General features: G+C 67.1%; 15 protein-coding genes and 1 pseudogene. 5 read left to right on the plus strand and 11 right to left on the minus strand.

The genetic code is table 11. The annotated features are described in order from the left end of the window. Positions 1-28: 28 nt before the first annotated feature. Positions 29-1,345 carry a cell division protein PerM gene (locus ABIB49_RS12840; protein ID WP_354157148.1) on the plus strand — a complete coding sequence of 439 codons (1,317 nt, stop codon included), beginning with the start codon at positions 29-31 and terminating at the stop codon, positions 1,343-1,345. Between the two features lie 13 nt (positions 1,346-1,358). On the opposite strand, the gene ABIB49_RS12845 is transcribed toward ABIB49_RS12840, so the two are convergent. Continuing rightward, on the minus strand, positions 1,359-1,787 hold the full coding sequence (locus ABIB49_RS12845; protein ID WP_226776297.1) for a hypothetical protein: 429 nt from the start codon (positions 1,785-1,787) through the stop codon (positions 1,359-1,361). A 39-nt stretch (positions 1,788-1,826) separates the two neighbouring features. On the opposite strand from ABIB49_RS12845, the gene purN reads away from it, so the two are divergent. After that, the gene (purN, locus tag ABIB49_RS12850) at positions 1,827-2,399 is read left to right on the plus strand and encodes a phosphoribosylglycinamide formyltransferase (protein ID WP_226776296.1); all 573 of its coding nucleotides are present in this window, start codon (positions 1,827-1,829) and stop codon (positions 2,397-2,399) included. A gap of 168 nt (positions 2,400-2,567) precedes the next feature. Continuing rightward, entirely contained in the window at positions 2,568-3,500 is a 933-nt protein-coding gene (locus tag ABIB49_RS12855) for a PDDEXK family nuclease (RefSeq protein ID WP_226775969.1), read from the plus strand. A gap of 105 nt (positions 3,501-3,605) precedes the next feature. On the opposite strand, the gene ABIB49_RS12860 is transcribed toward ABIB49_RS12855, so the two are convergent. Beyond that, positions 3,606-4,958: an MFS transporter gene (locus ABIB49_RS12860; RefSeq protein WP_226774826.1), complete on the minus strand. Its 1,353-nt coding sequence runs from the start codon at positions 4,956-4,958 to the stop codon at positions 3,606-3,608. A 149-nt stretch (positions 4,959-5,107) separates the two neighbouring features. On the opposite strand from ABIB49_RS12860, the gene purH reads away from it, so the two are divergent. Next, the gene (gene purH, locus ABIB49_RS12865) at positions 5,108-6,793 is read left to right on the plus strand and encodes a bifunctional phosphoribosylaminoimidazolecarboxamide formyltransferase/IMP cyclohydrolase (protein WP_226774827.1); all 1,686 of its coding nucleotides are present in this window, start codon (positions 5,108-5,110) and stop codon (positions 6,791-6,793) included. Positions 6,794-7,117: 324 nt separating this feature from the next. Here purH and ABIB49_RS12870 read toward each other — a convergent pair whose 3' ends face one another. Further along, positions 7,118-8,116: a trypsin-like serine peptidase gene (locus tag ABIB49_RS12870; RefSeq protein ID WP_282359070.1), complete on the minus strand. Its 999-nt coding sequence runs from the start codon at positions 8,114-8,116 to the stop codon at positions 7,118-7,120. A 248-nt stretch (positions 8,117-8,364) separates the two neighbouring features. Here ABIB49_RS12870 and ABIB49_RS12875 point away from each other — a divergent pair, with 248 nt between their 5' ends. After that, positions 8,365-10,584, plus strand: coding sequence for an NADP-dependent isocitrate dehydrogenase (locus ABIB49_RS12875; protein ID WP_282359071.1), 2,220 nt, complete (start codon positions 8,365-8,367; stop codon positions 10,582-10,584). A gap of 153 nt (positions 10,585-10,737) precedes the next feature. On the opposite strand, the gene ABIB49_RS12880 is transcribed toward ABIB49_RS12875, so the two are convergent. The 8 genes and pseudogenes from ABIB49_RS12880 to mmsB all read right to left on the minus strand — a co-directional run bounded on the left by ABIB49_RS12880 (position 10,738) and on the right by mmsB (position 20,019). Beyond that, a complete protein-coding gene (locus tag ABIB49_RS12880; protein WP_282359072.1) occupies positions 10,738-11,289 on the minus strand; it encodes a mucin-associated surface protein in 552 nt (183 codons plus the stop codon). Further along, positions 11,286-12,578, minus strand: coding sequence for a serine/threonine-protein kinase (locus tag ABIB49_RS12885; RefSeq protein ID WP_282359073.1), 1,293 nt, complete (start codon positions 12,576-12,578; stop codon positions 11,286-11,288). The genes ABIB49_RS12880 and ABIB49_RS12885 overlap by 4 nt, the downstream gene beginning before the upstream one ends. Positions 12,579-13,018: 440 nt before the next feature. Then, positions 13,019-14,137: a hypothetical protein gene (locus ABIB49_RS12890; protein WP_354157149.1), complete on the minus strand. Its 1,119-nt coding sequence runs from the start codon at positions 14,135-14,137 to the stop codon at positions 13,019-13,021. 116 nt (positions 14,138-14,253) lie between these two features. Beyond that, positions 14,254-15,324 (minus strand): Gfo/Idh/MocA family protein, encoded by a 1,071-nt coding sequence (locus ABIB49_RS12895; protein ID WP_282359076.1) that lies wholly within the window; start codon positions 15,322-15,324, stop codon positions 14,254-14,256. Positions 15,325-15,408: 84 nt separating this feature from the next. Further along, complete coding sequence (locus ABIB49_RS12900) at positions 15,409-16,116, minus strand: ABC transporter ATP-binding protein (protein WP_253033425.1); 708 nt, start codon at positions 16,114-16,116, stop codon at positions 15,409-15,411. Positions 16,117-16,118: 2 nt separating this feature from the next. Continuing rightward, positions 16,119-17,381: pseudogene (locus ABIB49_RS12905) on the minus strand (ABC transporter permease); the annotation flags it as partial. A 206-nt stretch (positions 17,382-17,587) separates the two neighbouring features. After that, positions 17,588-18,688 (minus strand): substrate-binding domain-containing protein, encoded by a 1,101-nt coding sequence (locus tag ABIB49_RS12910; protein ID WP_226774051.1) that lies wholly within the window; start codon positions 18,686-18,688, stop codon positions 17,588-17,590. 62 nt (positions 18,689-18,750) lie between these two features. Then, the gene (gene mmsB, locus ABIB49_RS12915) at positions 18,751-20,019 is read right to left on the minus strand and encodes a multiple monosaccharide ABC transporter permease (protein WP_226774050.1); all 1,269 of its coding nucleotides are present in this window, start codon (positions 20,017-20,019) and stop codon (positions 18,751-18,753) included. Positions 20,020-20,045 lie beyond the last annotated feature (26 nt).

A 20,045-nucleotide genomic window follows, 5' to 3' on the forward strand; every position in this document is an offset into this window, starting at 1 on the left:
GGGCGCGCGCGTGGCACCATGGAACACGATGAAACTGCGCGCTGATCAGACCGGGGAACGTGGACTTCCGATGCCGCTATGGCTGCAGGGAGCCCTCGAGTCCGCGCAGGCAGCCGTCATTTCCGCCCTGATGGTGGCCGCCCCGATTTTTGTCGTGTGGGCCACCGCGGGATTTCAGAACGGCGCCACCGACGTGCTGGCCCGCCTCTCAGGCCAGTCCTGGCTGCTTATCCACGGTGTTCCGCTACTGCTGGACACCGTTGGCATGGGCGCGACAGCCCAACCTCAGTCCGGCGTTTTGTCCCTTACCCCGCTGGGGTTGACGCTGATCCCGTTCCTGCTTGCCTGGCGCGCCGGCCGCCGGCTCGCCCGGGCCTCCTATACTGACCAGCTTTGGCAGGCGCTGCTGGGGTCCTCGCTGGTGTACGCAGGCTTTGGCCTGGCCACCGGCTTCATTTGCCGCACCGCCGACGTCGGCGTGGGCCTGTGGTCCGCCGCGCTTATCCCGTTGATCCCGTTCGGCACCGGCATGGTGGTCGGAGCCCGCCGCGAGGCCGGTTCCTGGAGCCGGCTGATCGGCGTCGACGCCGTCGCCTGGCTCTCCCGGACCAGTCAACACTCGCGCTGGGCCGGTTCCTACCTGGGCTCCGCGGTCAAAGCCGGCTTCGTGGCGCTGACAGCCAGCCTGGCGATGTGCTGCGTCCTGCTTGCCGTTACCCTGTTTATCCACTGGAACCTCGTGATCGCGGTCTACGAGGGGCTTGAGGCCGGACCCTTCGGGGGTGCCGCCCTGACCATCGCGCAGCTCGGATTCCTGCCCAACCTGGCGGTGGTCGCGCTCGCTTGGACGTCCGGGGCGGGCGTCGCCCTTGGCATCGGCTCCCAAGCGGGGGCGCTCGGCACCGCCGTCGGACCCCTGCCGTCGATCCCGGTGTTCGCGGCGCTGCCAGCCGGGACGCTGGACTATGCGGCGGCTGCGCTGGTGGTGCCGGTCCTCGCCGGCACGCTGGCCGGGTGGTGGTTCCTGCGCGAAGGCGAAAACCACTTTGACGAATGGCTCTCCATCAAGATCCACGCCCGCTGGTTCACGGCCACGGCTTCCACACTGGTGCTCGGCGCGATGGTAGGCAGCATCGCCGGGCTGCTCGGTGCCGGCCTGGCCTGGCTGGCCGGGGGATCCGCCGGGATCGGACGGCTCACCGAGATTGGTCCCGACCCGCTTCGGATGGCGGTGTTCCTGGCCGTGGAGGTCGCCGTCGGCGTCGTCATCGGCTCTGTCGCGGGACCGTGGCTGGAACGCCAGCAGACGCTGCGTGAATCGGAGCTGGAGACGGCATCCCGGTAACCGGGCGCCGTGTTTAGCGGAACTGGGGCAGCGATTTTTCCAGCTGGGTCTGGCAGATGGACGACGCGTACTGGGTGAGGGCGTGGCGGCTGCATTGCTGGTAGTCCCGGACCTGGTTGAAGAACAGCACTGAGGTCAGCAGCAGCACCACCTGGATGGCCACGACCACCAGACCGGAAATCGTCCCGAACAGCACCAGCTTGGATTCCTTGAGCCTGGCGTAGCGGACCAGCACCATAATTCCCAGTACGGCGGCAACGGCCGTGAGGAGTCCGCTGAGCCAGAGGTAGCTGATATCCAGCTGGTAGACGAAAAACGATCCCAGCACCGCCACGATAAAGCTCCGGAACAGCAGATGGGTTTTTGCCTGCGCGGCTTTGGCTGCGTCGCTGAGCGGGTGCTGGCCGCCCGGGCCGGAGGCGGAGTCGTTCGGGGGATTCATGTTTTCCAGCCTACGCGAGCGGCCCCATAAGCTAGGACCATGCGCATCGTAGTCCTCGTCTCCGGCACCGGGTCCAATCTCCAGGCCGTCATCGACGCTGTCGCGGCGGGCGATCTCGACGTCGGGATCGCCGCCGTCGGGGCGGACCGGCCCGGAACCTACGGGGTGCAGCGTGCTGCCGCCGCCGGCATCCCGACCTTCGAGGTGGACTTCAAGGCATATCCGGACCGGGCTGACTGGAACGCCGCGCTGACCGGTGCTGTCGCCGCGTATTCGCCCGACGTCGTGGTGTCCTCAGGCTTTATGCGGATTGTCAGCGCGGAGTTCATTGACTCGTTCGGCGGCAAATACCTCAACACCCACCCGGCCCTGCTGCCCTCATTCCCCGGCGCCCACGGGGTCCGCGATGCGCTCGCCTACGGCGTCAAGGTCACGGGCTGCACGGTGCACTGGGCCGACGCCGGCGTGGACACCGGGCCGATCATCGCCCAGGAAGCCGTGGCGGTCTCGGACGGCGAGACCGAGGAATCCCTGCACGAGCGGATCAAGGTCGTGGAGCGCCGGCTGCTGGTCGCCACGCTGGCCGCCCTCGCCGCCCCTCGACCCAACTAGCGCCCCCGCCCCCCAAGTAGCGCCCCCCCAACTAGCGCCCCCAACTGACTCGCAGCTAAGGCCGTTTTGGGCGCTCAAAACGGCCTTAGCTGCGAGTCAGTTGGGTTCACCCGCCATGGCTTGTGGATAACCCTCCGGCGAAGTCCTCGGCTTTGCGACGATGGGTCGATGAAGACACCGCGGCCGCTTCCGGCGCCGCTCGGACTGGCGCCCTTTACACTCCAGGAGGCACTTGATGCCGGAGCCAGCCGGCGCCGGCTCAGGCATCGCTCCCTGGATGTTCCGAGCCGCGGGATCCGGCTGCCGTCAAAACCGTCCGCCGCATTGGATCTGCAGGCTCGTCCCCTCACCCTTGTGACGCAATTCTCCGCAGCATCCCATGCGACAGCCTTTCTGATCTGGGACTTCCCGGGATTCCTGCCGGGCTCCTCTGCTCCAGGCATCCATATCTCCCGGCCGGACACGATGGCAATACCGCGGCGCAGGGGCGTGATCGGCCACGTCGGGCAGTTCTTCGACGACGAAATCACCCGGCTCGACGGCGTCCTGGTCACCACCCGGACCAGGACGTGGCTGGACTGTGCCCGAAAGATGAGCATCGACGAACTAACAGTGGTAGCGGACCATCTGCTGCGCCATCCCCGGCCTGCCTTTGAGAACCGGTCCGCGCCTTATGCCAGTCCGGAGCAACTCGCTGAGATGCTGGACCGGCACCGGGGTACGCCCGGCATCCGCAAGGCCCGGCTCGCCTTGGAGCAGGCCAGGATCGGCGCGGACTCGGGCCCGGAGACGAGGCTTCGGCTCGCACTGGGTCGCGCTGGCCTGCCGGAGCCGACACTGAACGCGGTCACGGTCCTGGGCTCCGGTATCGTACGTGAACCGGATATGGCCTATCCGGAGCACCGGGTTGCTGTGGAGTACGAGGGAGCCGTGCACTCAGCCGCGGCGCAGATCGTCCGGGACATCGCCAGGGAAGAGGATTTCAACGGCGCCGGTTGGATCCTGGTCCGAATCTCGAAACGGCACATGGAGAACGACGCACGCGCCGCCGTCGCCAAGGTGCTGACTGCCCTCGCCGGCCGCGGCTGGCAGCCCAACTGACTCGCAGCTCAGGTCGTTTTGAGCCCCCAAAACGACCTGAGCTGCGAGTCAGTTGGGAACGGGGGAACGGGGGACGGAACGGGGGACGGGGGAACGGGGAGGGAGCTAGGCGAGCTGGCGCTGCTTCGTTTCGGGAGCGAAGAACGCCATCCACAGCACACTGAGCAGCACCAACCCGCCGGCGAGGGCGAATGACGTCGCCAGACCCAGCTCCGGCCACAGGAACGCCGCGAAAATCAGCGGACCGAACCCTGCGCCGAGCCGGGAGAACGTCGAGGCCCAGCCAAAGCCCGAGCCGCGCAGTTCGGTCGGATACAGCTCGGAAACATAGGTGTAAAGCACCGGAATGGCTACCTGGACCACAAAGCCAAAGACCAGCAGCCAGAACACGGCCGCCGTCGGGATGTCCACCACAAACGCCACGATCACCAGGGTCAGCGCGGAGAGCGGTCCGGTGATTGCCAGGATCCACTTCCGTCCCACCCGTTCCACCAGCAGCGCGGCCACCACCACACCCAGGAGCCCGACGGCGGCCATGGAGGCGGTGGTGAGGAAGGCCTTGTACTCCTCGAAGCCGGCGCCGATCAGGATCCTCGGCATCCAGGTCAGCGACAGGTAGTAGACGAGCAGGATGCTGAAGAACAGGGACCACGCCGCCGTTGTGATCTTCCAGTTGTACTGCCAGAGCGCGCGCAGTTGGGTCCAGGCGCTGCCGGCGGAGAGCCGGGGCGCGTCTTGCGCCTCGGGCAGGCTGTAGGCGCGGGGCTCGGCCCCGGTCGCGGCGACGAGGTCGTCGATCACCTTGGCGGCTTCCTCCCGGCGGCCGTTGCGGATCAGGAACAGCGGGGACTCGGGGACGCTGCGGCGGACCCAGAACACCAGCAACGCCGGAAGCACCATCACCAGCATGGTCAGCCGCCAGTCCCCGTAAAGCGCCACCAGCCCGGCGGACACAAATCCGCACAACGCGGCCCCGATCGGCCACCAGCCGTCCATCGCGGTGAGGACCTTGCCGCGCTGTTTGCGGGGCGTGAATTCGCCCACCAGGGCATAGTCCACCGGGATGCAGCCGCCCAAACCGAAGCCGGCCAAAAACCGGAACACCACAAACCAAAGGAAGTCGGGGGAGAAGGCGCCGAACACCGTAAACACCGAGAAGATCAACAACGTGGCGGTGAACGCCTTTTTGCGCCCTATGGTGTCCGCGATGGTGCCCCAGACGAATGCGCCCAGGGCCATGCCGATAAGGTTCGAGGCTCCGATCCAGGCGGCCTCCCCGGGGCTCAGGGACCAGTGCTTGGACAACAGCGGAATGAGGATGCCGTTGAGCGTGACGTCCCAGGCATCGAACATAAAGCCCAGGCCGCCGATCAGAAAGATCCGGCCCTGCACACGCCAGCGCCACGGCAGTTCCTGGACCACCTGTTCGCCGCTGGGCACAGTGGTGTATGTATTCATTAAAGCCTCCTGGGAAATTCTACGTGGCCCTCCGCCGCTGCGCTGCGCTTCATAACTCCGGCGCGCGGGAAGTCCCGGCGGCCCGACACGATAAACTGTGCCCATCCCCACCACCCGCGGCCCCGCCGCGATATAAGACGGAGACTTTTGTGAGCTTCACGCCGCTTGACCGTGTATCCATCGACCGTGTCCCCATCCGCCGGGCCCTGATTTCGGTCTACGACAAGACCGGTCTGGAGGAGCTCGCGAGGGGCCTGCACGAAGCCGGCGTCAAGATTGTCTCCACCGGCTCCACCGCCAAAAAGATTGCCGCCGCAGGCATTCCGGTGCAGGAAGTCGAGGAAGTCACCGGCTCGCCGGAAATGCTCGACGGCCGCGTCAAGACCCTGCACCCGCGCGTGCACGGCGGCATCCTCGCCGACCGCCGCGTCCCGGCCCATATGGAGACGCTCGCGTCGTTGGACATCGAGCCGTTCGACCTGGTGGTGGTGAACCTCTACCCCTTCGTGGAAACCGTGAAGTCCGGCGCTGCGCAGGACGACGTCGTTGAGCAGATCGACATCGGGGGCCCGGCGATGGTGCGTTCGGCCGCGAAGAACCACGCCGCCGTCGCCATTGTGGTGGACCCCTCCTCGTACAACGACGTCGTTGCTGCCGCCGCCTCCGGCGGCTTTGACCTGAAGGCCCGGCGCCGGCTCGCCGCCAAGGCCTTCGCGCACACCGCCGCCTATGACACTGCCGTGGCCGGCTGGACTGCCAGCCAGTTCCTCGACGAGGACGGCGACGGCGTCATCGATTGGCCTGCCTACGCCGGACTGGCCCTGGAACGCTCCGAGGTGCTGCGCTACGGCGAAAATCCGCACCAGCAGGCCGCCCTCTACGTGGACAAGGCCGCCCCGGCCGGCATCGCCCAGGCCGACCAGCTGCACGGCAAGGCAATGAGCTACAACAACTTCGTCGACGCTGACGCCGCCCTGCGCGCTGCGTTCGACTTCGCTGAGCCCGCCGTTGCGGTCATCAAGCATGCCAACCCCTGCGGTGTGGCTGTGGGTTCCGCCTCCGCCGCCGACCCGATTGCGGACGCGCACGCCAAGGCGCACGCCTGCGATCCGGTCTCCGCATTTGGCGGCGTGATCGCGGCCAACCGCACCGTCACCGCCGGCATGGCGCGGACCGTCGCCGGCATCTTCACCGAGGTGGTGATTGCCCCGGGTTTCGAGGACGAAGCGGTGGAAATCCTGTCCAAGAAGAAGAATATCCGCCTCCTGGCCCTGCCCGAAGGTTACGGCCGTTACCCGACGGAGTTCCGCCAGGTTTCCGGCGGCATGCTGGTCCAGGCCACGGACAAGGTAGACGCCGAGGGTGATGACCCGGCCAACTGGACCCTCGCCGCCGGTGACGCCGCGGATCCCGGGACGCTTGCGGACCTTGCCTTCGCCTGGACCGCCTGCCGGGCTGCCAAATCCAATGCCATCCTGCTGGCACAGAACGGCGCCGCCGTGGGCATCGGTATGGGCCAGGTCAACCGGCTCGATTCCTGCAGGCTCGCCGTCGAGCGGGCCAACTCACTCGGCGTGAGCGTGGACTCCGAAGTTGAGGGCGCGGGCGGCGCCTCGAACGCCGACGCCACGGGTGCCCCGGAACGTGCCCGCGGTGCCGTGGCGGCGTCGGACGCGTTTTTCCCGTTCGCAGACGGGCTCCAGATCCTGATCGATGCCGGTGTCCGTGCAGTGGTGCAGCCCGGCGGCTCGGTTCGGGACGATGAGGTCATCGCCGCGGCCAATGCGGCCGGCATCACGATGTACTTCACCGGCGCCCGGCACTTCTTCCACTAGGGGATCGCGTTCCACTGGGGATCGCGAGCACGCTTTCTGCGGGCCCGGCTTCACCAAGAATGGACATGTCCTCCCTTTCCGGGGGACATGTCCATTCTTCGCGGCACGGGCTGGGCACAATGGGATTATGTCCAGTCCTGGGCCTGTACGGCGGGCATGTCCCGCCGGCCGGATCCATCGCCGCGTCCATCGCCGCCGTCCATCCTTGCGTCCATCATCAGGCCAATCCCCCGGATACGGCAACGCGGTGCCACGGCGGCCCATCCCCGCTGCTGGAGATGGACCGCGCATGACCCCGCGCTGGTGTGGGTGTGGCTGCTTGTCCTAGGAAGCGGCCGCGGTGTTGTAGGCCTGCTGGATGACGGATCCCCAGTACGGGCCGAACATGGTGGTGGAGTTACTGCCGTAGCCGTAGCTGTTGACAGAGTTCTGGTAGCCGGTGGAGCTGGTTCCAATAAACCACGGGCCACCCGAGGAACCGCCGGTCATGTTGCACGGAATGCCCTGGGTATTGAATTGCGGGTTGGAGGAGTCGTTGACGGCGGTGCCGCTGCAGCTCTTGAGGGACTCACCGTTGAAGGGTGCGGCCGCGGGGTAGCCGAATGCCTTGTAGGCCAGGCCGCGGGCAGCGCTGAACTTCACGCCCGAGGCACCGACGGCATCCGCAAGCTTCTGGCCGTTGAGGGTGTTCATCACCGCGAAGCCGGTGTCGTACGTCATGTCGCCGCCGGAGCTCCACTGTGTCGGGGCGTAGAGGGCCTTGGCCGTCCACATGCCGTAGGGTGCGGACCCGTTGAGGTAGGCCGGGACAAACGTGAACTTGGTGGCGAAGGCACCCGGGCCCTCGTTGATGCAGTGGCCGGCCGTAGAGACGGTGCTTTTGTTCGTGGCGGAGACCGAATTGCCGGAGCACACGTAGTTAGTGCCGCCGAGCGTAAAAAAGACCTTGCCGATGTGCTTGACCGGAGTTTCGCTGGCGTTCGCCTTGGTCTGGATATCCGCCCCCTGTTTCTTCGGGGCAAGGGCCTCGACGGTACCCGGCGCTCCAGCCGCCGGGCGGTTCAGCGCGGCCTTTGACCCGGCGCCGCGCTGCACCGCTTTTTCGGCCAGCACGTCACCGGGGGCGGCGTTGCGCATCCGCTCCGCCGTCCAGTACTCCGCGCCGCCCGTTTCGAGAACGGCGTGGCTGGTGACACCCGACGCTTCCGTCGGTGCGTTGCCGGATGCCGGGGCTGCGTTCGCCGCGCCCGCGGCGCTCAACGCCAACAGCGCTGCTGCCGAGATGCTGAGCAGGCTGGTGGCCAGAGTCTTGGGTGTTCTCATGGGTGTCCTAACCGGTGGAGATCGGGACGGCCGGTGGTAGCGGCCGCGGTGATGGGAACGAAACTACGGCACTTTGACGAATCTGTAAAGTATCTTGTCAATTTTTGTCACGACCCGGCGGGGATGTCACGGACCCGTCGGAGCACGACGCCGGTAGGTGGCAACCGCGCTCCCTCGGGTAAGTTAGGGGGTGTTGAAATGGCACAAAATTCCGGAAATACCCAGACCTTCAGGGAGACGCCCGAGCAATGGCAAAGATTATCTATACCCACACCGACGAAGCGCCGATGCTGGCAACCTATTCGTTCTTGCCGATTGTCGAAGCCTTCGCTTCGACGGCCGGTGTGGCAGTGGAGACCCGCGACATTTCGCTGGCCGGCCGCATCATCGCCGCGTTTGGCGACTACCTCACCGAAGAGCAGCGTGTCAGTGACGCCCTGGCCGAACTTGGTGCACTGGTCAAGCAGCCCGAAGCCAACATCATCAAGCTGCCCAACATCAGCGCGTCGACGCCTCAGCTGAAGGCCGCCGTCGCGGAACTCCAGGCCCAGGGCTACGCCCTGCCGGACTACCCGGACAACCCCTCCTCGGACGAAGAGACGGACGTCCGCTCCCGCTACGACAAGATCAAGGGTTCCGCCGTCAACCCGGTGCTGCGTGAAGGCAACTCGGACCGCCGCGCACCCCTCTCGGTCAAGGCCTACGCCCGCCAGAACCCGCACAGCATGGGCGCCTGGAGCTCCGCGTCGAAGACCAACGTGGCTACCATGGATGCCGAGGATTTCCGCTCCAACGAGAAATCCGTGGTCATCGAGGCCGACGGAAAAGTCAAGATCCAGCTGGTCAAGGCCGACGGCACGGTCAAGGTCCTCAAGCGGGCCTTCCCCGTCCTGGCCGGCGAGGTCATCGACGGTACAGTGATGCGCGCGGCCGCCCTGGACACCTTCCTCGCGGCCCAGGTGGCACGGGCCAAGGACGAGGGTGTGCTGTTCTCCGCCCACCTCAAGGCGACCATGATGAAAATCTCGGACCCGATCATCTTCGGCCATGTTGTCACCGCTTACTTCTCGGAACTCTTTGACAGCTACGGTGCCCAGATCGCCGCCGCAGGACTGAGCCCGAACAACGGCCTGGCCTCGATCCTCAATGGCCTTGAGGACCTCCCCGAGGAGATCCGCGGCGAAGTTGAAGCGGCTATCAAGAAGGGCCTCAACGACGGGCCTGAGCTGGCCATGGTTGACTCCGACAAGGGCATCACCAACCTGCACGTGCCCTCCGACGTGATCGTGGACGCCTCCATGCCGGCCATGATCCGCAGCTCCGGCCACATGTGGGGCCGTGACGGCCAGGAGGCCGACACGCTCGCCGTCTTGCCGGACAGCAGCTACGCCGGTATCTACCAGGTGGTCATCGACGACTGCCGCGCCCACGGTGCCTTTGACCCGACCACGATGGGTACCGTCCCGAACGTCGGCCTGATGGCCCAGGCCGCAGAGGAATACGGCAGCCACGACAAGACTTTCGAGATCCAGTCCGCGGGCACCGTCCAGCTCATTGACGACGCCGGCACCGTGCTGATCGAGCACCAGGTCGCCCCGGGTGATATCTGGCGTGCCTGCCAGACCAAGGATGTGCCGATCCGTGACTGGGTCAAGCTGGCCGTCACCCGTGCACGCGCCTCGGCCATGCCGGCTATTTTCTGGCTGGATAAGAGCCGTGCCCATGACGCCCGGATGATCGCCAAGGTTGAGGAGTACCTCAAGGACTACGACACCGAGGGCCTGCAGCTCGCCATTATGACCCCGGAAGATGCCACGGCCTTTACCTTGGAACGAATCCGCAAGGGCGAAGACACCATCTCGGTGACCGGGAACGTGCTGCGCGACTACCTGACGGACCTGTTCCCGATCCTGGAACTGGGCACCAGCGCCAAGATGCTCTCAGTGGTTCCGTTGATCAACGGCGGCGGACTGTTCGAAACCGGCGCCGGCGGGTCCGCCCCGAAGCACGTCCAGCAGCTGCTCAGCGAAAACCACCTGCGCTGGGACAGCCTGGGTGAGTTCCTGGCCCTCGCCGTCAGCTTCGAGCACCTTGCCACCTCCACGGACAACGCCCGTGCGCAGATCCTGGCCGACACCCTGGACCGCGCCACCGGGACCTTCCTGTTGGAGAACAAGTCCCCTAAGCGCAAGGCCGGCGAGCTTGATAACCGCGGCAGCCACTTCTACCTGGCCAAGTTCTGGGCCCAGGAACTGTCCCGCCAGACCGACGACGCCGAGCTGGCCGCAGCGTTTGCCGCAGTCTCCGGGGCGCTGGACTCCGGTGAGGACACTATCATCGGCGAGCTTCTGGCAGTCCAGGGTTCCCCGGTGGACCTCGGCGGCTACTACCACCCGGACGAGGCCAAGGTCACCGCCGCCATGCGGCCGTCGGCGAAGTTCAGCGACGTGCTCTCCATGCTCGGCTAGCAGCCGTCCGGCGACACACAACGCCCCGCCTTCCGAAAGGAACGCGGGGCGTTGTGCCGTCTCGGCTCGGGCTGCTCGGGCGGCCCGGGCGGCTTGGCCACCGTGGTTGGACCCGGCGTCGTCCGGGCCGAGCTGACGGTCCAGTGGACTGACTCAGTCCTTGCCCTTGCCCTTTCCCTTGGCCTTGCCGGTGTCGGCCGGCGGTTCCGCCGGCGCTGCAGGCGCGATCGCGGGCGCAGGAGCTGAGGCGGCGGCTTGGGCCTGGGCGGCGGCCGCTGCGGCCTGCGCGGCAGCTTGGGCCTGGGCCGCCGCTTCCTGTTCGGCGGCGACCCGCGCCGCTTCGGCGGCCGCCTGCTTGGCGTTGAGGTCCGTGCGGACGGTATCGATGGACTTCCGGATGCTCTGGTGGCGTTGGAAGGACACCTCGCCGCGGCCGGCCGCCTCGTCCAGTTTCTGGACGAGCCCGTCCAGTTGCCGCAGGGCCGCTGCCGGATCGTTGGCGGCGGCTGCTTCGGTCACGGTAAGGACCTGCGATTGCAGTTCCCGGGCGGCATCGCCGTTTAGCTCCGGGGCCGCGGCGCAGCCGGAAACCGTGCCGCAGAGCAACACGATGGCGAGGACCACCTTGCCGAGGAGCCGGCCGGCGGCGGACGGGCCGGGGCGGCAGGGACGGTTTCCCCGGGCCGGCTGGATGGTCGGCTTCATGGTTCCACCTTGTCCTGGAGTTCCTGCAGGTGCTGGCCGAGGTCCCCGGTCACGGCCGGATAGGGAACGACGGCGGGTGGTTCCGGTGCCGAGAGCGCTACGCCGACGGCGAGGATCCCGGCCGCCAACGCCAGGGGTATAAGGAAGAGCAGCATCCGGGTGCTGCGCCGGGCCCGCCCGAAGCGAACCGCGGATCGGGCCCGCCCGAAGGGAACGGCGGATCGCGCCGGCCGGGAGCCGGTTTTCGACGGCGGCAAGGACACGGTGTCCGGGTCGAGCCGGTGCAGGGACCGGGTGCCGGTGGCGGGGCCGCCGAGGTTGTTCGACGCGGCAGGCCGGCCCTGGCCTGCGTCGTGACCGGGGGAGGGCGGCAGTGGCGGCCGGGCCGGCGGTGCCGGAAGTACCCGGGTGCGTTCTTCAACGAGGAGTCCCGGGAGGGACCGGGGCGAAATCAGGGCGTGACGCAACACCACCTCAAGTTCGGCGGCAGTCGGCCGGCTCTGCGGATCCAGCGCCGTCATGGCCCGGATGAGCCGGGCCCACGCGGCCGGCACCGAATCGGGGATGGCCGGGGCACGGTGCAGCCTCGCGACGGCGGATTCCACGGCGTTGCCCGGATACTCGACGTCGCCTTTGATCGCTTCGAGCAGCACCAGCCCCAACGAATAGATGTCACTGGCAGGGCCGAGGTCCGCGCCCCGGGCCTGTTCCGGACTTAGGTAGGCGGCGGTGCCCACCATCGTGCCGGTGGCGGTCAGCCGGGTTCCGTCCATGATGCGGGCGATCCCAAAATCCGTGAGTTTTGGTCGCAGCGGCTCCCCGGGCCGGAGCGGAACCAGCATGATGTTGGCCGGTTTAATGTCCCGGTGAATGATCCCGAGTGAATGTACGTAGGCCAGGGCGTCTGACAGGCCGGCCCCGATGACCGCTATCTCATCGAGCGGCAGCGGGCTGTGCCGGATCCGGGCGCGGAGGTCCTGCCCGTCCACCAGCTCCATGGTCAGGAACGGCCGGGGTTCCCCGGGAACGCGGGTATCGACACCGGAGTCGAAGAGGGTCACCAGGCCCGGATGGTTCAGAGTTGCCAGCAACTGCACCTCCGCCTCCTGGCGCCGGATGTCTTCCGGATCCGTGGACTTCGGCGCAAAGAGTTTGAGGGCCACGTCCCGGCCCAGGTTCGTATCCTTGGCGGAGTAGACCGAAGCCATGCCGCCCCGGCCGATCATCTCGGCCAGCAGGTAGCGACCACCGACGAGTGTTGCGGTGTCGTAATTGGGCGAACTCGTCACACTGGTCCCCGTCCGTTCCCGTGCGCCAAGGCGGCGCCTCCCAAGAATGATACCGGGACGGCACGGCCCCCCGGATGGCGGCCGCGGACCGACGGCTGCCATCCGGGGCCAAACGTTGCCGGAACGCGATTGCCGGTGAGTCCCCCAGCGGACCCACCGACGTCGCCCGGCCCCACGAAGGCCTGGTCGGAAGGCGTTAGCGTCCTACGGCGGATGCCGCCCCGCCGGCCGGGGCGACGGTCTGCGGCGCGTTGGCGGTCCGGCAGGCGGGTTCGCTTCGGGTTTGGGCTCTGCCGGTGTCAGCGCGGGGGCGGCGGAAGGGTGGGTGCCGCAATGACGGCAGCGGACCATGGCGTCCATTGGGGATCTCCTGAATGACTGTTGGCGGGCGCTCACAAGCGCCCGGTTGGCCGTGCACAGTGGAGGTAGGGGACGGCCGATTAGTCGGGAGATGAACCCGGGTCCGCAGCGGCGGCCGGGTGTGCGTGCTGGAGCGGGCCGCGGATCGGTTCAGCGGCGGCCGTGGGAATGATCAAGTACAGGCTGGGAAGCCAAGCGGCGCCACCTGAAGGCCCGCCGGAGGAGATGGTGTTGCCGGAGCCCGAACCCGGCGCGGCGGGCAGGGCAGTGGGTGTCGGTAGATTCTTCTCGTTATGAAAAGGGGCGCGGGGTGCTTGGCCCGCAGGGGACTGGGGTGCCTTTGCGCCCGGGCCGGAGCCCGATGCGGGAACGGAGTCTGGTTTCTGTCCGTCCGCTCTCGGCCGCGTTGCGGTATCCAGAGCCGGTGGGTAGGTGCTGCCGGAATAGAACCCGGCGGGAACGGCTGACGGGGCAGGACCCCGCGCGGCCAGGGCTACGTCGAGTGCCGCGGATGCCGGGTCCGAAGCCGGCGGCACCGGACCGGGAAGCACCGGGTCACCAGGAGTCCGGTCCGTCGCCGCCGGCGGTGCCGTGGGGACGGTGGATGTTGCGGCCGGCTGCGTCGATTCGGGACCGGCGACCGAAGGGTCGTTCGGAACAGGACCCGCTGCGGGGACGGCGACCGGGAGGGTCGGGTCGGGGACGGGGACCGGGTCCGGGACAGTGACCGGGTCGGGAACCGGGAGGGTCGGGTCGGGGACCGGGACCGGGTCCGGGACAGTGACCGGGAGGGTCGGATCGGGGACCGGGACGGGGGTCGGGTCGGGGACCAGGACCGGGTCGGGGACAGTGACCGGGAGCGGCGGCACCTCGACGACCGGGGACAGTACCACTGTAGGGTCCGCCGCCGGGACCGTCGTCCACGGCACATCCGCGGCTGCTGCGGCATCCGTCACGGCGTCTGCCACCGCATCCGAAGCTGCCCCGGCGGGGGCAGGAAGGTAGGCGGCCGGGTCGGGAGGTAGGGGGACCACTGCAACGTCCACGATCGTTGCGGCCGAGGCCGGAGCGGAGGCGGCCGAGTCGTCTGCGGTGGCAACTGACGCGGAGACAGCCAGCCAGGCGACGCCGGCGAGGCTTCCCAAGATCATCCGCCGGAGCGGGCGGCGCGTGCGGAACGGCGCTGATGTTGAGTCCATGCCTGCACCCCACTCCCGCGAAATCCCGATGGTTGCCTCTAGGATAAGCCCGCACTCGGGGTGCTAGTCCAGAGCCCGCCGTAAAATCGATGCAGGCCGGGGCGGCGGGAACGCCGTCAGCGGGCGTCGTTTGGGTAGCTTACCCCCAGCTGGGAGCGCACCCCGTCGAAGAGCCGCATGGTGTTGAGGGAGTCCTCCAGGGGCATCACGGGACTCTCCGCGAGGTCCTGCTGGATGCAGCGCGTCACCTCGCGCAGTTCATAGCTATAGCCGCGCCCAACGACGTCGAAGGACTCGATGCGGGGCTCGTCGAAGCCAACCCGAACGAGCAGCTCCTTCGGGTTGTTGATCGAGCCGATGGACTGCAGGAATCCCTTGCTGCCGGCCACCGTGGCGGTCCGCGGGCCGTACGCCAGCAGGGACGAGGTCAGCTGCGCCTGGGCGCCGTGCCGGTAGCCAAGGGTCAGCGCATTCTGGGCGTCCACGCCGTCCTCGTTCAGCCAGCCCGTGGCGCTGACGGTCGCCGGGAAACCCAGGGTGCCCAGGGCCCAGAGCAGCGGGTAAACGGTGAGGTCAAGCAGCGCGCCGCCGCCGTCGTTCGGAGCCCATAGGCGCGAGGTGGGCGAATACGGTGCCGGGAATCCCAGATCCGCCGCTACCCACTTGACGTCGCCGAGCTCGCCGGACGCCGCGATCTCGAAAGCCCGCTGCATGCCCGGCAGGAAGCGGCTCCACATGGCCTCCATCAGGAACAGGCCCTTGACCCGGGCCACGGACACAAGCTCGGCGGCCTCGCGTGCATTGACGGTGAGCGCCTTTTCGCACAGGACGTGCTTGCCCGCGTTGAGGGCTGCCAGCGCGATGCGGTGATGGTGGGCGTGCGGGGTGGCAACGTAGACGACGTCGACCGCGTCGTCGGCGAGCAGCCGCTCAAAGCCGCTGCGTCCGTCACCGTCTCCGTAGGCCCGGGCGAAGCCGAAATCGGCTGCGAACGCATCGGCGCCCGGCTGGCTGCGCGAGCTGACTGCGTAGAGCTCGGCATCGGCCAAGAGTTCCAGGTCGCGGGTCACCGCCGCGGCGATGCCTCCCGTGGCGATGACCCCCCAGCGCAGCCGGGCACCGGTGGCGGTGCGGGGATCGGAGTCCGGCTGGCTGAACAGCCAGGGCGTGGCGATGTGGGCGGTCATGGTGCCATCCTCTCACCCGGGCCGGCGGTGTGCGGGACTGCGCCGGCCCGTGCCGGGGACAGCGTCCGGGGCCGTGCCCTGACGTTAGGCGGGAGTCGCGGCGCTGAGCCGGCTGCGGGCCGCCTCCTCCGTCAGCCGGCCCTGCTGGAGCCGGAACCGCCGGTCGGTCTTGTTGGCCAGCGAACGGTCGTGCGTGACCACCAGGATAGTGGTGTTATGGTCCCGGCTGAGCGAGCTGAGGAGCTCGATGATGTGTTCGCCGGTCTGTTCGTCCAGGTTGCCCGTTGGTTCATCCGCGAGGATCAGCGCGGGGGAGTTGGCAAGTGCCCGGGCGATGGCCACCCGTTGTTGCTCCCCGCCGGAGAGCCGGTTAATGCGCCGCCCGTGCTTGTCCGGATCCAGCTGCACCTGCTCGAGCAACGCCCGGGCCCGCTCCAGGCGCGCAGCCCTGCGCACCCCGGCAAACTCCATTGGCAACATCACGTTGTCCGCCGCGGAAAGGTTGGGAATCAGGTTGAACTGTTGGAACACAAAGCCGATGTCCCGACGCCGGTACTCGGTGAGCCTGCTGTCCGGCATGTCGGCCAGGCTCACGCCATTGACCAGCACGTCGCCGCTCGTTGGTTTGTCGAGGGCGCCAAGCAGGGACAACAAGGTGCTCTTGCCGCTGCCGCTCTTGCCGACGATTGAGGCCAAGGTGCCCTGCTCCAGCGAGAAGCTGACATCGTTGACGGGTTTGATGGTGCGGTCGCCGGAATTGAACGTCCGGACCAGGTTCTTGACTTCGATCATGGCTATTCTCCTCGGAGGACTTCGATGGGGCGGATGCGGGCCGTAAGCAGGGCCGGGACCAGCGCCCCGACGATGGCGACACCAAAGACTGCGGCAATGCCCGCGGCAATAACGCCGGGGGAGGCGCTCGCGGTCACGGAGGTCAGCAATTGGCTGGCCCCGCCGACGGGGTCGCCGCCGGGGAATCCGCCGGGGAATCCGCAGGCCCCGGCGCGCGGGACGGGGGTGGCCGCGGCGGTGCTGTTGGAACTGATCAGTGCGCTGGCGATGCCGCCGCTGGCGAAGGACGCGACGGCGGCGCCCACCACACTGCCCAAGGCCACAAGAACGAGTGCCTCCAGCACAAACTGCAGGCCGATGGTGCGGTTCGGTGCGCCAATGGCCTTCAGGACACCGATTTCCCGGCGGCGCTCGCGGACCAGCATGACCATGATCAGCAGGATGATCAGCCCGGCGGTGGCCAAGGCCGCCACGAAGGCGATGAGGGAGATGTTCTTGACGCTGCCCAGTGAGCTGACAGCGGTTTCGAGGTTGCGCTGGCCCTGGCTGACATCCGCCTTATCGGTGCCGAGCGCAGCCTGCAGCGCTGTCTTGGCGGCGTCGACGTTCTCCAGGGAGTTGACGGTGACGATCATGGTGGAGAGTTCGCCGGGAAGTTCCGCGAGGGTCTGGGCGGTGGGGAGAGTGAGGTAGAGGGCGTTATTGCCGAAGGCCGTGCCGGCATCGAACAGGCCAGTCACGGTGAACGTCTGGTTGTTGATGGTGAATGCGGAACCGACCGTAAGGCCGTTCTTCTCGGCCAGGGTGGCTCCCAGGAGGGCGCCGGTGGAGGCGGCCGTATAATCGCCGAGGCCCGTGCCGCCGGTCAGTGCAAGGGCCTTGCCGGCGGTATCGACTTCGGCTCCGATGCCGGTGGCGGTGACGGGCACGGAGAACGCCGGTGCCGTTGCTGGACTGCTGCCCGTTGCGGCCTGGTTGCGGGCGCCGAGGGTCCCGGCGTCGATGGCTGCCTTAAGGCTTGTGGTAACGGTCGTGGCGGACCGGCCGCCCGGGCCGCCTTGCCCGCCCGGGCCTCCTGTCCCGCCTTGGGCGGCGGCCGCCTCGGCGTTGCGCAAACGGAGTGCCTTGGTGCCCACGACGGTGCTTACATTGGCCACTGCGGCCGCGGTCGTGGCTTGTTCAGCGGTGAGCGGCTCGCCGCCGCCTTCGAAGCCCTGGCCACCGGCGGGGTTGATTGTCAGCACGGTGCCTACCGAGGCATTGAGCGACGCTCACGTGACTCCTAGGAAAACTCAGGCCGGCCCGAGCAGCCGGCGGATGAGACCACACTGGTACTCGCTGCTGTGCAGGTCACCCGCCGGAGCTATGGATCTGCTGTGAAACCGGCCTCCGGCCGCCGGCACGAGGGCAGCAAAAAGCCCCGACCCGCCGTCAGGCGGAGCCGGGGCTCAATGCTGGATCAACGAATGAACTACTTCGTCAGCGGCCCGAGTACCGGATCGTCGGTGTAAGCAGTCTTGACGTTTTCCTTGGTCACGATCACCGGCTCCAGCAGGAACGCGGGAACTACCTTGACAGTGTTGTTGTAGGACTTGTCGTCATTGATCTCAGGCTTCTTGCCGGCCTGGAGATCCTTGACCATGGTGATTGCGTGCTCAACGAGCTTGCGGGTGTCCTTGTTGATGGTGGAGTACTGCTCGCCGGCAAGGATGGACTTGACGGATTCAACTTCCGAGTCCTGGCCGGTGATGACCGGGAGCGGCTTGCCGGCGGCCTTGACCGAGGTCAGGACTGCGCGGGCCAGCGTGTCGTTGGGGGACAGCACACCATCCAGGGTTGCCGAGCCGTAGCTGCCGGTCAGCAGGGTGTCGGCCCGCTTCTGGGCGTTCTCGGCCTTCCAGCCCTGGGTTACGGCCTGTTCGAACGAGGTCTGGCCGGAAAGGACCTTGAGGGTGCCGTCGTCGATTTTCGGCTTCAGCACGCTCATGGCGCCGTCGAAGAAGACCTTCGCATTGGCATCATCCGGGGAACCGGCGAACAGTTCGACGTTGTACGGGCCTTCAGGCTTCTTGGCCTTCATCCCGTCCAGCAGGGCCTGGCCCTGAAGTACGCCGACCTTGAAGTTGTCGTAGGCCACGTAGTAGTCCACGTTCTCGGTGTTCAGCAGCAGCCGGTCATACGCGATGATCGTAGCGCCGGCGTCCTTGGCCTGCTTGAGCTGGGTTCCCAGCTGCGCACCGTCGATGGCGCCGACGATGATGACCTTGGCACCCTTGGTGACCATGGCGCTGATCTGGTTCTGCTGCTCGGACACGCCGCCGTTGGCGAACTGCACATCTGCCTTGAAGCCGGCGCCGTTGAGGCCGTCGTTGAACAGCTTCTCGGCCAGCACCCAGTTCTCGGACGTCTTCTGCGGGAGCGCGACGCCGATCGAGGATTCCTGCGGGAATCCGCCCGCTGCCCCGGAGGTACCGCCGGTAGTGGCGGTATCCGTGCGGCCGCAGGCCGTCAGCGCCAGTGCTGCGATAGCGGCGATGGCCGCTGCCTTTCCTGCTTTACCAATCAGTTGCATTGCTTGGTTCTCTTTCTTTAGATGGGGTGCGGAGAATCGTGGTGGAACGGATCAGGGGAGAACTAGGCGCCCTTGGCGATGACCTCTTTGGTGGAGGTGGTCTCGTCAGGTTTGATCTCGTTGTTGCGGCCGAAGTTTTTCATCATCATGCCAATGAGCGACTTTTTGCCCTGCGTCTTGTTGTAGACGTCGAAGGCGACGGCGATCAGGAGCACGAGGCCCTTGATGATCTGGGTGAGGTCCGCGCCGACACCGAGCAGCTGCAGGCCGTTGTTCAGCACCGCCATCACCAGGCCGCCGACGATCGAGCCGATCACGGTGCCGACGCCGCCGGTGACGGCCGCGCCGCCGATGAAGACGGCCGCGATGGCGTCAAGTTCCCAGCCGACGCCGTCGAACGGGCCGGAGGCGGTGGAGCGGCCAACGAAGATCATGCCGGCGAGTCCGGCCAGGACGGACATGTTCATCATCACCAGGAAGTTGACCTTCTTGGACTGCACCCCGGAGAGCTCGGCCGCATGGCGGTTGCCGCCCACGGCGTAGACGTGGCGGCCGATGATGGTCTTGGCGGAGATGAATCCGTAGATCAGGACCAGGACGGCCAGGATCAGCCCCGGGATCGGGAACGAGGTGCCGGGCCGGCCGGTCGCGAAGAGGTACGTGGCGTACAGGATGGCGCCGCAGATCAGGACCAGTTTGGTGACGGTCACCCAGGATTCGGGCACCTCGGCGCCCAGGGCCTTGGCCTTGCGGCGGGAGCGGATCTCGCTGATGATCACGAAGGCCACACCGGCAAGTCCCAGCAGCAGGGTCAGGTTGTTGTAGCCGGTGTTGGGCCCGAACTCGGGCAGGTAACCGGAACCGATGTACTGGAAATCGGCGGGGACCGGGATGGTGTTGGACTTGCCGACGAACTGGTTGAAGCCGCGGAACAGCAGCATACCGGCCAGCGTGACGATGAAGGCCGGGATCCCGACGTAGGCCGTCCAGAAGCCCTGCCAGGCCCCGATCAGGGCACCGAGCAGCAGTCCGAAGAGGACGCCGAGGTACCAGGGGATGCCCCAGTCACGGATCATGAGGGCCACGCTGACGCCCACGAATGCCGCGACCGAGCCCACCGAGAGGTCGATGTGGCCGGCGATAATCACCAGCACCATCCCGATGGCGAGGATCAGGATGTAGGAGTTGCCGTTGAAGAGGTTGATGACGTTGCCCGGGGTGAGCGTGCGTCCCTCGGTGAAAATTTGGAAGAAGACGATCAGTGCAACCAGGGCGAAGATCATGCCGAATTGGCGGGTATTGCCGCCAAAGAGCTTCTTGAGCGCGTTCATTGTGTCAGTCCTTGTGGTCCGGAATG

The organism is Arthrobacter sp. UYCu512 (genome assembly GCF_040547075.1).
GTDB lineage: Bacteria > Actinomycetota > Actinomycetes > Actinomycetales > Micrococcaceae > Arthrobacter.